The organism is Kitasatospora sp. NPDC032150, from assembly GCF_055579945.1.
Map to the genome: position 1 here is coordinate 134071 of NZ_JBVIMH010000014.1, position 13560 is coordinate 147630.

At 71.0% G+C, this 13560-nt stretch carries 11 protein-coding genes and 4 pseudogenes; 8 read left to right on the plus strand and 7 right to left on the minus strand.

Translation table 11 applies throughout. The annotated features are described in order from the left end of the window. Positions 1-35: 35 nt before the first annotated feature. From ACZ5ON_RS18590 to ACZ5ON_RS18600, 3 genes are read right to left on the minus strand one after another with little or no spacing between them, the layout of a single operon-like run. Positions 36-1583, minus strand: a complete 1548-nt coding sequence (locus tag ACZ5ON_RS18590) for an FAD-dependent oxidoreductase (protein ID WP_465593465.1) — start codon at positions 1581-1583, stop codon at positions 36-38. Positions 1584-1591: 8 nt separating this feature from the next. Then, the gene (locus ACZ5ON_RS18595; protein WP_465593257.1) at positions 1592-2380 is read right to left on the minus strand and encodes a class I SAM-dependent methyltransferase; all 789 of its coding nucleotides are present in this window, start codon (positions 2378-2380) and stop codon (positions 1592-1594) included. Continuing rightward, entirely contained in the window at positions 2377-3657 is a 1281-nt protein-coding gene (locus ACZ5ON_RS18600; RefSeq protein ID WP_465593260.1) for a lycopene cyclase family protein, read from the minus strand. Before ACZ5ON_RS18600 ends, ACZ5ON_RS18595 begins: the two co-directional genes overlap by 4 nt. Before the next feature lie 334 nt (positions 3658-3991). On the opposite strand from ACZ5ON_RS18600, the gene ACZ5ON_RS18605 reads away from it, so the two are divergent. The 6 genes and pseudogenes from ACZ5ON_RS18605 (at position 3992) to ACZ5ON_RS18630 (ending at position 6683) form a co-directional block, all read left to right on the plus strand. Further along, positions 3992-4171, plus strand: a complete 180-nt coding sequence (locus ACZ5ON_RS18605) for a hypothetical protein (protein WP_465593263.1) — start codon at positions 3992-3994, stop codon at positions 4169-4171. A gap of 78 nt (positions 4172-4249) precedes the next feature. Next, positions 4250-4414 (plus strand): hypothetical protein, encoded by a 165-nt coding sequence (locus ACZ5ON_RS18610; RefSeq protein ID WP_465593266.1) that lies wholly within the window; start codon positions 4250-4252, stop codon positions 4412-4414. 93 nt (positions 4415-4507) lie between these two features. After that, on the plus strand, positions 4508-5464 hold the full coding sequence (locus tag ACZ5ON_RS18615) for a sigma-70 family RNA polymerase sigma factor (protein WP_465593269.1): 957 nt from the start codon (positions 4508-4510) through the stop codon (positions 5462-5464). A gap of 44 nt (positions 5465-5508) precedes the next feature. Then, positions 5509-5661 (plus strand): annotated as a pseudogene (locus ACZ5ON_RS18620) (IS5-like element IS4811 family transposase); the annotation flags it as partial. A 159-nt stretch (positions 5662-5820) separates the two neighbouring features. Beyond that, the gene (locus ACZ5ON_RS18625; RefSeq protein ID WP_465593272.1) at positions 5821-6177 is read left to right on the plus strand and encodes an AsnC family transcriptional regulator; all 357 of its coding nucleotides are present in this window, start codon (positions 5821-5823) and stop codon (positions 6175-6177) included. A gap of 92 nt (positions 6178-6269) precedes the next feature. Beyond that, the gene (locus ACZ5ON_RS18630; RefSeq protein ID WP_465593275.1) at positions 6270-6683 is read left to right on the plus strand and encodes an STAS domain-containing protein; all 414 of its coding nucleotides are present in this window, start codon (positions 6270-6272) and stop codon (positions 6681-6683) included. A gap of 190 nt (positions 6684-6873) precedes the next feature. Here the strand turns inward: ACZ5ON_RS18630 and ACZ5ON_RS18635 are convergent. From ACZ5ON_RS18635 to ACZ5ON_RS18645, 3 genes and pseudogenes are all read right to left on the minus strand, one after another. Then, positions 6874-8086 (minus strand): annotated as a pseudogene (locus tag ACZ5ON_RS18635) (IS1182 family transposase); the annotation flags it as partial. A 181-nt stretch (positions 8087-8267) separates the two neighbouring features. Further along, complete coding sequence (locus tag ACZ5ON_RS18640) at positions 8268-8627, minus strand: ester cyclase (protein ID WP_465593278.1); 360 nt, start codon at positions 8625-8627, stop codon at positions 8268-8270. A 598-nt stretch (positions 8628-9225) separates the two neighbouring features. After that, positions 9226-9960, minus strand: coding sequence for a dienelactone hydrolase family protein (locus tag ACZ5ON_RS18645; RefSeq protein ID WP_465593281.1), 735 nt, complete (start codon positions 9958-9960; stop codon positions 9226-9228). 327 nt (positions 9961-10287) lie between these two features. Between ACZ5ON_RS18645 and ACZ5ON_RS18650 the strand changes: the two genes are divergently transcribed. After that, positions 10288-11361 carry an IS701 family transposase gene (locus ACZ5ON_RS18650; RefSeq protein WP_465593284.1) on the plus strand — a complete coding sequence of 358 codons (1074 nt, stop codon included), beginning with the start codon at positions 10288-10290 and terminating at the stop codon, positions 11359-11361. Between the two features lie 199 nt (positions 11362-11560). Here the strand turns inward: ACZ5ON_RS18650 and ACZ5ON_RS18655 are convergent. Continuing rightward, positions 11561-12508 (minus strand): annotated as a pseudogene (locus ACZ5ON_RS18655) (transposase); the annotation flags it as partial. A 245-nt stretch (positions 12509-12753) separates the two neighbouring features. Here ACZ5ON_RS18655 and ACZ5ON_RS18660 point away from each other — a divergent pair. Continuing rightward, positions 12754-13083 (plus strand): annotated as a pseudogene (locus ACZ5ON_RS18660) (DNA/RNA non-specific endonuclease); the annotation flags it as partial. Positions 13084-13560 lie beyond the last annotated feature (477 nt).

The window sequence follows — 13560 nt, forward strand, 5'->3', positions numbered from 1 at the left end:
GCCGGGGAGCGGCTGCCTGCCCTGCGGCCCGCCGGTCAGAGGGCCGCGCGGTGGGCCAGGGCGCGCAGCAGGCGGGAGCGGCCGGCGCGGGGGACGGACCACAGGGTGTGGCCGGCGACGCCCCAGCGGGCGAGCAGGGCGTTGGCCGCTTGGAAGCCGGTGGTGGCTGCGCGTTCCATCAGGGCGACTGGCAGGTCGGTGCGGACTAGGTCCCCGGCGAGGACGACGGCGGGGTGCGGGGTGGTGATGCCGGGGCGGCGCGCCCATCCGCCCACCGGGAACGCCGGGCAGTCGCTGCGCCATTCGTGGCGGACGTCCACCGGGCGGGCATCGCGGGTCTCCGGGTAGACCTCGTGCAGTCGGGCCGTCATCCGCTCCTGGACGTCCTTGTGTTCGGCGTCCTCGTCCACGGCGTAGGCGTGCAGTTCGACCACCGATCCGCCGGTGCGGGCGGACCAGCGGGCCGCTTCCCCCTCCCAGCGGTCGAGCACGCTGATGTTGTCCAGTCCGTCGTAGCCGCTGGTGCCGAGGAAGCCGGGCCGGTCCGGGGCTACCGGGCGGTCCAGCCAGAGCCGGGAGACCAGGAAGGGCGGCGCCGTGCGCAGGGCGGCGATGTCGGCGCGCCACCGCTCATCGCCCAGCTGGTCCGAGGCGGCGACCAGGCGTTGCAGGCCGTTGGCGTCGAGGGCGAGGACGACGCCCTGGTGGCGCTCGGCTCCTCGTCCCGGGGCCGTCACCTCGATGTCGCCGTCGGGCAGGGGCCGGATCGAGTCGACGGCGGACGCGGTGTGCAGGTCGGCGCCGAGGGCATTCAGGTACCGGGCCAGCGGCTGCCACAGGGCCTGGGGGTAGGGGTCCGTGGGGACGTCGAACAGCAGGCCCTCGGAGGATCCGAGGAAGTAGATGTGGAACATCAGCAGCAGTTCGGCGGCGGACAGGTGGCGCGGGTCGGTGAAGAAGCTGCGGGAGAACACCTCGAAGGCGAGGTGGTGGGCGGCTGGGGGAAAGTTGATTTCCGCCAGGAAGTCGTGTGCGCTGGTGTCGTCGTACCGCTCGAAGACCTCCGGGACGCGGACGTCGAGTAGCGGCAGGGCCGCCCGTGCGTCCAGGGCGGCCAGGTCCCGCAGACCGAAGGTGGGGCTGAGGACGACGAAGCCGGCCGCACTGAGCGGAGGGGTGCGCGGTACCCGGGCGAAGCTGTCGGTCAGCCCGCAGCGGTGGCGCAGCGGATAGTCGGGCAGGCCGACCAGCCGGGTGAGCCCCGGGTCGGTGCGCCGTAGCAGGCCGCGCAGGTTGTAGTACTGGCGGAAGAAGGCGTGGAAGCCTCGGCTCATGGTGGCAGCCGAGCCGTCGGCGAGCCGGGTGGGCCAGCCGGCAATGCGTCCGCCCAGCACGGGTTCCCGTTCGTGGAGGGTCACCGCGATGCCGCGTTCCGCGAGCGCGGTGGCGGCGGCCAGGCCGGCGATCCCACCGCCGACGACGGCCACCCGGGGCGGTTCGGTTCCGGGCAAGCGGGCGTGGCCCGGCGCGGCCGGCACCACTTCGGCCCGGCGGTCGCGACCGCGCCGGGCGGCGGGCGGCATCGTGTTCCTCACGCGTGCGCCTCCAGGCGGGCAGTGTCCGGGCTCGCTGCGGCACCGGGCGGGGCGGGTGACGGGCTGGGGCGGGCGGCGAGGAAGGTGTGGACGATGCCGGTCTGCCAACCGGCGACCGGCAGGGTGCGCACCGCTGCGAAGCCGGCCCGTGCCAGGCGGGCGGCGAAGTTCGGGGCGGTGTCGAAGTCCAGGACGCTGCGGCGCAGGTGACGGTAGAGGTCGCGGTCGCCGGTGAGCGCTCCCAAGGGTTCGATGATCCCCCGGCAGACGGCGTTCCACAGCACCCGGTGGGCCGCCGAGCCGGCGAGACTGTACTCGTGGACGGCGAGCCGCCCGCCCGGTCGCAGCAGCGTGTACACGTCAGCGAGGACGGCGTCGGGGTTGGTGGTGTTGCGCAACAGGTACGCGGCGAACACCGCGTCGTAGGTCTGCCCGGCACGGGAAGCGGTGGCGGTGTCCAGCAGGTGTTCGGCGGTGCGGTGCAGGAACGACACGTTCTGCGGCCAGGACTTGGCGGCCGCCTGCGCCAGCATGCCGGCTGAGGCGTCGACGGCGGTGATCCGGGCGTGCGGCACGGTTTCGAGCAACGCCCGGGTCGAGGCCCCGGTGCCGCAGCCGAGGTCCAGCACGCGCAGACCGGCCCCGCCGTCGGGCAGGCACAGGCGGCGGGCCGAGCGGCGCAGCGCGCCGAGGTGGCCCGGGTTGAGTGCGGTCAGCAGGTCGTAGGCCGGTGCGGCGTGGTCGAAGGCACGGGCGAGGTCGTGGTCGCGCAGGAGTGTCGTCAACGGTCGTCCTCACGAGCGTCGGGGGCGGGTTCAGGGGTGGTGCCGAGCGGGGAGCGGGGCAGCAGGGGAAGTTCGGCGGCGCAGCGCAGCATCGGGCCGATGCGGCAGCGCAGGCCGATGCGCAGTTCCTCGGCGGGCGTGCTCCTGCCGTCGAGGAAACGCAGTACCTGTTCGGCGGGGGTGCGGCGGAACAGGTCGGTGAAGAAGCGGGGGCCGTCGATCCGGCCGGTGTCCAGGGCGCGCAGCAGGACGGCGTCCATGAACAGTGCCCGTCGGCGGTGGGGTGCGGGCGCCGGTGCTTTCCCGTCGGCTGCCGGCTGCCGGCCGAGGGCGCAGACGATGGTCCGGCTCTGCCGCTGGATGGCGGCGAAGGTGTAGCCGGTGGCGGGGCGGGTGGCGCCGCCGGCGGTGCCGATGCGCACATGTGCGGGCCCGGCGCGGCGCGGGAACCGGGCGTCCGTCATGGGGATGACGCCCTGCTCGACGTCCTCCACGGTGAATGCGCCCAGGCCCAGGATGCCGCGGGTGTAGTCGTGGAGCGCCTGCTCGTAGCCGGCGGTGGTCAGGGTGCGCCGGGAGAACTCGGTGTACTCCACGAGGGCGCGGTCGGGGGCCAGCGGCAGGACGTAGCCGAAGCCGAGGCCGTGTGCGGGCTGCGGGACGCGGAAGTCCATCAGGTGCGCCGCACGGGGGTCGAAGCGCTGGCGGTCGGTGTGCACGAACCAGCCGCGGAAGTGCTGCAGGAGGGTCGTGCGGGCCAGAGGCGCCCGCTCGGGCGGCCTGGAGTCGAACACGTACCGGGCGTCGAGGGTGAGCGGCCGGCCCGCCGGGTCGGCGCCGACCACGCGGGCGCCGGGGCGTCCGTCCGGCCGCGTCCGCACCGCGTGGACCGTGGCCCGCACGATCCTGGCCCCGGGGTGAGCGGAGAGCCGGTCGTGGACCAGGTCCTCGAAGGCGGTGGAGCGCAGCATCCGGTAGCGCAGCGGGGCGGTCTCCACCTCGATGACGTTCCCGTCAGGGCTGGTGATCCGCAGCCGGGACCACTGCGCCGCGACGGCCTGCTCGTACTCCCCCGGCCCGTCGTCCCAGAAACACCACGTCCGCGGCGCCGGGCGCAGCGGACCTTCGGGTGCCTCGACGACGGTCAGGTCGAACCAGGGGCCGTGCCGGTGTCCCTCTCGCTCGTGTGTGACCAGCCGGTTGGCGAGACTGAGTCCGGCGGCTCCTCCACCGATGACGACCAGGGAAAGGGGCGCGGTTTCAGCGGCTCTTCTCAACCTTCCTCCGCCTTCCGGCTCTGGACGGGCACTTGCCGCGCTCACACGCCCGGCCACGACACGGCCATCGCTGTCCGGGCTTGGCCATGCGAGACAGCGTGGCAGGGCGCGGGCGCCGGGGCGGGTGTGTGGGCGGCGTTGTGTCGACGAGTCATACGCAGTGGGTTCCCACTTTCCCACCCCTGCCCGGAGCCGACCACGCCATTCGCCGGGACATGCTGACGAGTCGACCGTCCGGCGAGGCCACGATCCTCCGGGGCCGACCCGAGGTACGGCTCAGACGCCAGGAGCCGGTTGCGGACCAGGGCTTCGTCGCGGTCTGCTGCGAATCGACATGCACAGCTGCAGGAGTCCGGCGGAGGCCGCGGCCGGGAACTCCAGCGGGTCGGTGAACGCGCCGGTGATCTGCAGGTCGGCGCCGGCGGTGCGGGCGGCCCGGGGCGAGGCCGCCGCCCGGAGGGTGGACGAGCAGATCCACGGCAGCCTTGCCGCCGAGCAGGACTACGGTCCTTAGGGGAAGCGCGCGGCCCCAGTCGGCGCGCGCGGGACAACGTTCGGCCGCAGCGGCCGGCCCGTTCTACCAGCGGGTGAGGTGCTCCCCCAGCGCCCGGCGCAGCAGGGCGGGGCCGCGTCGGCGGCCGGGCAGCACTGGGGCTCGCCGCTGGCGGCGTCGGCGACGATGCTGCTGTCGATCAGGGCGGTCCAGGTGCCGCACTGGACGTCGTACTCCTCGATCCAGCCGGCCGGTCGGCCGTGAGCGGGACACAACGCAGCCGCCGCCACCGGCTGTATCGCGCGGCCGCGGGTCCGTTTGCCGGGCCGAGGACTTGGTTCAGCTGGCGTCGGCCGCGTGCTGGACGGCCATGCCGACGTGGTGCAGGAGACCATGCTCCGCGTCGTCAACTCCCTGGAATCGCTGCGCGAGCCGTCATCCTTCCGGTCCTGGCTGGCGGCGGTGGCGATGAACGAGGTCCGTCGACGCTGGACGGCCCGGAAGGCGGCCCCCGTTCCGGGGCTGCAGGAGCTGACACAGGTCGTCGATCCGGCCGCCGACTTCGTGGACCTGACCATCCTGCGACTCGGCCTGACCGGCCAGCGCAGGGAGGTCTCCGAAGCCACCCGCTGGCTGGACGAGCGCGAGCGCGACCTGCTCTCCCTCCGGTGGCTGGAGACCGGCGGCGAGCTCACCAGGGCCGAACTGGCGGCGGCCCTCGGCCTCACACCGCAGCACGCCGCCGTACGCGTTCAGCGGATGAAGGAACAACCGGAGGTCGGCCGCCAGGTGGTGCGAGCACTCGCCGCCGACCCGCCGTGCGCCGAACTGTCGGCGCTCACCACGGCCTGGGACGGGACGCCCGCCGTACCGTGGCGCAAGCGCATCGCCAGGCACATCCGGAACTGTCCGCACTGCGCCGAGCACCAGCACACTCTGGCACCGGTCGAGGGACTGCTCGCCGGCCTCCCGCTACTGCTTCCGCCACCGCACCTTGCCGCCTCACAGCACCTGGTCGCGTTCGCCGCCACGGCCGCACAGCAGGCACCCTCCCACACAGCGTCCGCGCCGAAACGGTCGGCCGCCCAGACACGCAGGCTCCACCCACGCGACGGGCGAGCGGTCAGGGCGGCCAAGGCAGCCGGGGGAGTCGCGGTCACCTTGACCGTCCTCGCCGGAGTGCAGATCCAAGCGGCGGTCGAGCGGGCCGAGGCGGGGCACCCGAAAGCGGCCACGTGCAGCCGGCCCGCGGTCGCCGGGTCGACGCCGTCTTGCTCACAGATCAGCAGGTACTCGGCCAGACCCCGGGCGTAGGGAGGCCGCGCGGGAAAGGACCTGCCACGGGCAGGCACCTCGCCTCGCGTGCCTGGATCATGCACGCCCGCCGCCACGCCCGCGACTACGAACGGCTCATCCAGCACTCCGAATCGCTGATCACCTGGGCAGCGATTACCATCATGACCAGGCGCATCAGACGCACATCCCGCCGCAAGGGACAGTCGCCGCCCCGCGAAGCCCAGCGGGACTGATCGCTCTCACGGTGGCTCGGGCCACTGAAGCCCGGATTCGCGGGCGCAAACCCGACCCACTGTTCCACGGTCCGGTGCGGCCCGTCAGCGGATCCTCGGGTTAGGCATTGCGAAAGCGGAATCCGGGTTCATACTTGTGGTATGTCGGATGAGCGGGAGCCGCGGACGAGCTGGACGTTCCTGACACAGCACGCGCGTGTGCTGTTGATGATCTCGCGGGACGCGGACATGCGCTTGCGGGACGTGGCCGCGATGTGCGGTATGACCGAACGGGCCGCGCGGGCGATCGTCGTGGACCTGGAGAAGGCCGGCTACCTGACCCACACCCGGCATGGACGCCGCAACCGCTACCACGTGGTCCGCGGCACGTACTTCCGTCATCCCGCCGAGGGCCACCACGAGATCGCTGGACTGCTGGCCCTGTTCGCCGATCCCGCCCCCGACTCCGGCCACCAGCCCGCGACCACCAGCGGTGATCATCATGATGAGCGTCTGTGAACCCGCGCCAACCCATCTCCCGCACCCCGCCGCACCCTGTGCGCATCCCGGCCGCCCGGCCACCGCCCCCTCCCGGTGAGGCGGTGAGTCCGGTGCCCAACCCCCTCGGATCCGCCCGCCACAACTGCCCTGAACCTTCGCGAGTTCTCACCCCGCGCCTGCGGATCACCACCACGAAGCTCCCCGGGACGGCCGTGATCGTCCGCCTCGACGGCGAAGCAGACCAGGAAGACCGCCGCAGGCTGGACAACGCCCTATCCCGTGCTCTCCAGGACCGCCCACCCCGGCTGGTCATCGACCTTGCCGGCCAGACCTTCTGCTACTCCGTGTGCCTCAACGCCCTGCTCGCCGCCCGCCTTGACGCAAACGCCGCAGGCGTGGAGATGATGCTGGCCGCCCCGCCGCCCCAGACCATGCGGTTGCTGGAGATCACCGGCACCGACGCGGCCTTCACCATCCACCCCAGCGTGCACGCGGCCCTGGCGAACGCCCGGTACGTCGGGTGAGGAGCAGCCCCATGGACACCCCGTCGCGCTACGCGGTCACCTTGCCCGGCCGGCACGGCCTGCCCGAGGTCGTCGTCGTCCACCCCTTACGTCCTCTGCTACGAGTGCGACGGCCTCGGCTGGTGTCCCGGATGCGGTGGCCGCGGGTGGGTGCTCGGCCAGCCCCACCGGAGGAGCCGATGCAGGGAATGAGATTGCGGGCCATCCGTTCCTTGAGCGTGGCGTTCGCCGGGATGCGTCCGCGTGGTGCGGGCGGGATCTGCTCGTCGTGGGCCAGGCGGCCGGTGGCCATGAACGTGTCGGTGCCGCGGGACAGTTGGCGGTCTCTTGTGGCCTCGAGGTTGGTCTCGGAGCAGTAGCCGGCGTCGACCAGTGCCTGCTTGGGGTGGGCGCCGGTGTTCGCCGCGGACTGGTCGAGCAACGTGGTGTAGTTCAGCGCGTCCGAGGCGTTGGTCGTCACGTCGGCGGCGGTGATGACCTGGTGTTCGGCGTCCACGACGGCCTGGGCGTTGTAGGCCTGGATGTAGGCGCCGTCGCTGTTCTTCATGATCCGCGAGTCGGGGTCGGTGAAGTTGGCCTGCGCCTTGGGCTTGGGACGGGACTTCGCGGCGGCCTTCTCGCCGGCGTCGGTGACGGCCTGCTCGTCGCTGGTGCCGGCGCGCTGCTGGCGGCGGCGCTCGATCTCCTCGGCGTGCTCGCGTGCCTTGTCGGCTGCTTCGGCCTCGATCTGCGCGCGGGCGGACTGCAGCCTGGCCAGGCGCTTCTCGCGCCGGTCCAGTTCGGCGGGCAGGTCGGTGTCCTTGCCCTCGATACCGAACCTCTGGTCCTCGGCGGTGTCGGTGGCCTCGGCGTCGGCCAGCAGGGCTGCGGCCTAGGCCTCCAGGGCGGCGATCTCGGCTTCGATCCGCTCTTCCTTGTCGACCAGGCGGCCGTAGCTCATCGCCTTGTGCTTGGAGGCGTTCGCCTCCAGCTTCGTGCCGTCCAGGGCGACGCGGCCCATCTTGACCATGCCGAGCTTCTGCGCGAGGTGCAGCGACTGGGTGAACAGGTCGGCCAGGGCGTCCAGGTGGCGGCGGCGGAACCGCGAGACGGAGCGGAAGTCCGGGGCCTGGTCGGCGGCCAGGAAGCGGAACGCGACGTCGTCGGCGCACTTGCGCTCGATCGCCCGCGAGGAGCGCACCCCGGTGGTGTAGCTGTAGATCAGCAGACGCAGCATCAGCCGCGGGTCGGGGCGGGTAGCCGCGCTTCTCGGTGTAGTCGGCCAGGACCGGCCCGAGGTCCAGCACCTCGTCCACCAGGTCCGCGACGAACCGGGCGAGATGGTCCTGGGGCAGCCAGTCGTCCAGCGACGGGGGCACCAGCAGGAACTGGTGCGGGTCGAACGCCCTGAAACGCTTGTCCACCGCCGCCGAACGGCCCTGCGGCTGCTTCGGCTCGACCGGCTCGACCTCGAACAGACCCTCCCCACCACGCATGCCGAGATTATCCCGCACCTGATCGCCCACGGCCGCTCTGCTGTCCGCCGAACAGCGAAGGCCCCGGTTCTCGGCTCAACGCGTGAACCGGGGGGGCTGAACGCTGAGTTCAGCGCCCGGGGCGGCTGAGTGAGGATAGGCCCCACAGCTCGGCGATGCGGCCGTCCTGTACCCGGAAGATCTCCATCATCGAGGGGAGAGCCTGTTCCTCAACTCCCGCCGGGATGCCGTGCAGGCTCGTACGGACCGCGGCTTTGTCCGCATCCACGAGCATGTCCTCGACGATGACCTGGATGTCCGGGAACATGGCGTGGAGCCCGCTCCACGCCTTCACAACGCTGTCGACGCCAACGGTGCCCAACGGGTGGCTCACGAAGTCGGCGGAGAAGATCGTCTTTGCCGCGATGAGGTCACGGGCGTTGAATGCCTCATACATGCGCTGTGCGATGGCTCTTACGTCGTCTGTCATCTCACGCTTCCTGTCCAGGACATGGGCGTGGATCAGCTTATGAGACGAGCTGTAGGGGACCTGCGCGAGATGCCGACCCCGGCGAAGACAGCGAAGAACTTCGTCTCGACCGACTCGGACTCGAACAGGCCGTCCTCACCACGCACACCGAGATCATCCCGCACGAGCGATCACGAAACCCATGAGTACCGCTTACTGACCCACGCTCCTAGCGATCACCGCTCGGCAGCCCCTTGGGTAAAACCGCTGGCCGCTGGGCGCTCGACTTTCGACGTTTTCGCAGGCCGGGGTGTGGGTCGCTCGGGCGGGTGATGTGGCGTCATCAGGCCGCGGATGGCCGTGACAGCGAAGAAGCATCGGAGGTGCTTATGTCTCCTCGGGGAGGGACCCTCCGATGCTTCCAGACGGGACAGTACCCGCTTCACCGCTTGCCGTGTTGGCGCTGGTGCGGGGCAGCTTCACCATCCCGACGTTCCGGACCTTCGCGGCGCTGGTCACGGGCTTGATCGCGCGGACCGGACGGTGCACGGTGACCGGGATGCTCACCGGTGCGGGGTTGACGCGGGGTTGACGCGGGGTTGATTTCCGGGCCGGAGCCTCAGCCGTTGGCCAGGGTGCGGCCGAGAAGGGGCAGCAGGCAGTCCCAGTGGCGCTGCAGTGCGGCGGGGTTGAAGGCATCGGTGTCGGACATGGTGAAGCCGTGAATGGTGCCGGGGTAGATCTCGGAGGTGTAGCTGACACCTGCGGCATCCAGGGCCTGGTTGAGCTCGCCGAGGGCCTCGGGTGACATGTCACCTTCGGCGTGGCCGAGGTAGACCTGGGCGGTGAGCTTGGAGAGGAGGTCGGGCCCGTCGGCGCCTACGGGGCCGTGGAATCCGGCGACGGCGGCCACCCGGCCGGGGTGGGCCGCGGCGGTGCGCATCGCCAGGAGGCCGCCTATGCAGTAGCCGGTCACCGCGACCGGTCCGGCACTGACCTCGGGCCGAGTGGTGAGGAACCTTAGGTAGGCGTCGGCGTCACTCAGGACACGTTCGGGGGTGTGCGCCTCGATCAAGGGCATCACCTGGGCGAAGACCGCGGGCCGGAGCTCTTCTCCAATGTGCTCGGGAAGCTCGATCACCGGTGCCGGGCCGTGCCGGTAGAAGAGGTTGGGGACGAGCACGTAGTACCCGTGTCCGGCCAGTTCGCGGGCCATCTCCCGCAGCACGGGCCGGATCCCGAAGCCGTCCGCGTACATCAGCACCCCTGGGTGCCGCCCGCCACCGTCGGGGAAGGCGGTGAACGCGTCGGCCTGGCCGTCCGCGGTGGGAATCTGCAGCATCTTGGTGGGCATGAATTCTCCTGTCGTGGTTGACGTGTCGAGCCTGTGATCAACACGACGGAGGCGGAGCCCGAGCAGCAGCGCGAGATCCTCGATCCAACAGCGGGCCAGCACCGGCCCGTACGGCGCTCAGAAGAGCACCGGGTCACCAATCCGTGTGTGGCGCAATGCCGTCCCGGTAGTCATAGCTGCACAACGTAGCCCATCGGGTAAAGCCGATGCCAGCCCCAGTGCTGTTCGCGAGCTCGGGCGGGTGATGTGGCGTCATCAGGCCGCGGATGGCCGTGACAGCGAAGAAGCATCGGAGGTGCTTATGTCTCCTCGGGGAGGGACCCTCCGATGCTTCCAGACGGGACAGTAACCGCTTCACTGCTCGCCGTGTTGGCGCTGGTGCGGGGCAGCTTCACCATCCCGACGTTCCGGACCTTCGCGGCGCTGGTCACGGGCTTGATCGCGCGGACCGGACGGTGCACGGTGACCGGGATGCTCACCGGTGCGGGGTTGACGCGGGCGTGGTCGCACGACCGGGCGCACGCGTTCTTCGCGCGAGCCCGCTGGAACCCGGAAGTCCTGGGCATCTCGCTGTCCCAGGTGATCGCCCGCCTGCTGCTGCCCGAGGATGCGGTGCTGATTGTCGCTGTGGACGACACGCTGTTCAAGCGGCGCGGGAAGAAGGTCTTCGGTGCCGCGTGGCAGCACGACGGCGCCGCGAAGGGCCTCAAGCCGGTTGGTCGGGGAACCTGCTTCGTCGTGGTCGGCATCGTGGTCCAACTTCCGTTCCTGGCCCGGCCGGTGTGCCTGCCGGTGATGGCCCGGCTGTGGCGGCCCGGGCAGGAGAAGTCCAAGGTCGACCTGGCCGCGTCCATGGTCGCTCTGCTGGCCGCCTGTCACTACCGGCGGCGCATCCACGTGGTCGCGGACGCCGCCTACCACGGCGGGGCATTGCGTGATCTTCCCGCCACCTGCACGTTCACCACCCGGTTGCCGGCATCGGCGGTGCTGTACGACCTCGCCCCGCCCCCAACCGGCCGCCGTGGTCGGCCCGCCCTGAAGGGCGCGCGGCTGGGCACGGCCAAGGAACTGGCCGAGCGGGCCGTCTTCCGAGCGTGCCAGGTCACGCGCTACCAGCGCACCGAGACCGTGCACCTGGCCGAGACCACCTGCCTGTGGTACGGCTCCTTCCACACCCGCACCGTCCGCGTGATCCTCCTGCGGGACGAGGACACCACCAGCAGCTACGACCTGGCCCTGGTCACCACCGACCTGCACACTCCCGCCCCGCAGTTGGTCAACAGGTACGCGTGGCGGTGGTCGATCGAGGTCACCTTCGCAGAGGCCCGCGACCTGCTCGGGGTCGGCCAGGCGAGGAACCAAGTGAACCTGAAACCCCGTCAACCCATTCTGGCCAGCTGATCAGTACCTCCCGCACACCGGGGGAAGCTCCTGGAGAAGCGCCTCCGCCTGGGGGCAATGGCCTGGTGCTCCGAAGTCCGAACCGGGCCGCTTTGGCGTCCACACATGCCAGAAGGGCGGGCGCGCGCGGCCTCGGGCTCCCGTCGCGGTTCCTCGCGCCGGTTACCGGCGCAGCGCCGCGGGGTCGATGTCGAGGGGGAACGGCTCGGTGAGTGCGGTGGTCTCGCCGACCTGGACGAGCCGGTCGACGTAGATGCCGTGCTCCAGGTGGCCGAGGTAGAGGCGCGGGGCGGGGTCGAGCTCCAGGCGCCAGTAGTGCGGACCTGTTCGTCGTGGCCGAGTCGGCCGATGGCCATGAACGTGTCGGTGCCGCAGGCCAGTTGGCGCTCCCGTGCGGCTTCGAGGTTGGTCTCGGGCAGTAGCCGGCGTCGACGAGGGCCTGCTTGGGGTGGCGGCCGGTGTTCTGCGCGGACTGGTCGAGCATCGTGGTGTAGTTCAGCGCGTCGGAGGCGTTGGTCATCACGTCGGCGGCGGTGATGACCTGGTGGGGCTCGTCCACGACGTCCTGGGCGTTGTAGGCCTGGATGTAGGCGCCGTCGCTGTTCTTCATGATCCGTGAGTCGGGGTCGGTAATCTCGGCCTCGACCTGCTATTCCTTGTCGACGAGGCGGCCGTAGCTCATCGCCTTGTGCTTGGAGGCGTTCGCTTCGAGCTTGGTGCCGTCCAGGGCGACGCGGCCCATCTTGACCATGCCGAGCTTGGTCGCGAGGCGCAGCGACTGGGTGAGCAGGTCGGCCAGGGCGTCGAGGTGGCGGCGGCGGAACCGGGCGATCGAGCGGAAGTCCGGGGCCTGGCCGGCGGCCAGGAACCGGAACGCGACGTCGTCGGAGCACTTGCGCTCGATCGCCCGCGAGGAGCGGACGCCGGTGGTGTAGCCGTAGATCAGCAGGCGCATCATCAGCCTGGGGTCATACGGCGGGTAGCCCCGCTTCTCGGTGTAGTCGGCCAGGATCGGGGAGAGGTCGAGTACCTCGTCGACCAGGTCCGCCACGAACCGGGCGAGGTGGCCCTCGGGCAGCCAGTCGTCCAGAGACGGCGGCAGCAGCAGGATCTGATGCGGATCGAACGTCCGGAACGTCTTGTCCACCGCTGCCGTACGACCCGGCGTCCGCTTCACCTCGACCGGCTCGATCTCGAACAGCCCATCCTCGCCACGCATATCGGGATCATCCCGCACGAAAGATCACGAGACGCAGGCGGGTGCCACGTTACTGAGACACGCTCCTAGCCCCCGCCCCCAACCCCGACACCTACGTCACCAACCCCCACAGCGTCAGCGACCCGCTCGGCCTCGCCGCCGTCGACGAGAACGACGTCACCTGGGGCGGACACGTCACCTACCAGCCCACGGACCACCTCGGCCGCGCCAAGGGCGTCTTTGCCATCCTCGACTCCACCATGATGGGCGGCAAGACCAACCCGCAGTACGACCCGGTCGGCTGGGTCACCGGCAAGGGCTACAACCGAGCCCACCTCCTCGGCGCGAAGCTCGGCGGCTCCAACAAGGACCCCCGCAACTTCGTGACGATGCACCAGTACGCCAACACCCCCATCATGCGCGACCTCGAAGGCCAAGTCCGCAGGGCGGTCGAGGTGGCCGGCGGCCTGACGCAGACTGCTGATCAGCTCTCCGTACTGGGTCTGCTGCGAGGCGCTCGCTGAGCCGCCGAGGTTCATGTAGACGTGGGTGACCTGGCCGTAGGGAGTGTCTGCAGCGGCCGGCGTGATGGAGCTGGACAGTCCGAGCAGGCACGCGGCGCTCAGCGCGAGGGCTCCGACACGGGGGGCGCGTCGGGACGCGGGCATCGGGCTCATCTGGTTCCTTTGTTCGGGGCCTCGCCGGGTGCGGTGGGGCCGGTGCGGACCTGGCCCCCGGGGAGGTGCTGCCTGGGCGGTCGGCCGGGGGAAATGGCGCTGCGGGTGGCAGCCGACCCGGCTTAGGGCTGGGCCGGCTGACCGAGGAAACGGTGGCACGGCGGTGCGTGCATCAGCGCGACGGCGACGGGTTCCCCGGGCGGCGCCCGTGGCAGGCGTCGAGTCCGGGGCCGGAGCCGGCTGGTGCCGAGCCACGCCACCGACGGTACCGGTGCGAGTCCGCGGGGGCTTCGCGGTGAGTGCACGGTCCTTTTCTGACGGTGC

Coding starts and splice junctions, on each gene's coding strand:
- ACZ5ON_RS18590 (WP_465593465.1), bottom strand. CDS start 1,583: ATGCCGCCCGCCGCCCGGCGCGGTCGCGACCGCCGGGCCGAAGTGGTG.
- ACZ5ON_RS18605 (WP_465593263.1), top strand. CDS start 3,992: ATGCACAGCTGCAGGAGTCCGGCGGAGGCCGCGGCCGGGAACTCCAGC.
- ACZ5ON_RS18625 (WP_465593272.1), top strand. CDS start 5,821: ATGTCGGATGAGCGGGAGCCGCGGACGAGCTGGACGTTCCTGACACAG.
- ACZ5ON_RS18640 (WP_465593278.1), bottom strand. CDS start 8,627: ATGACAGACGACGTAAGAGCCATCGCACAGCGCATGTATGAGGCATTC.
- ACZ5ON_RS18645 (WP_465593281.1), bottom strand. CDS start 9,960: ATGCCCACCAAGATGCTGCAGATTCCCACCGCGGACGGCCAGGCCGAC.
- ACZ5ON_RS18650 (WP_465593284.1), top strand. CDS start 10,288: ATGCTTCCAGACGGGACAGTAACCGCTTCACTGCTCGCCGTGTTGGCG.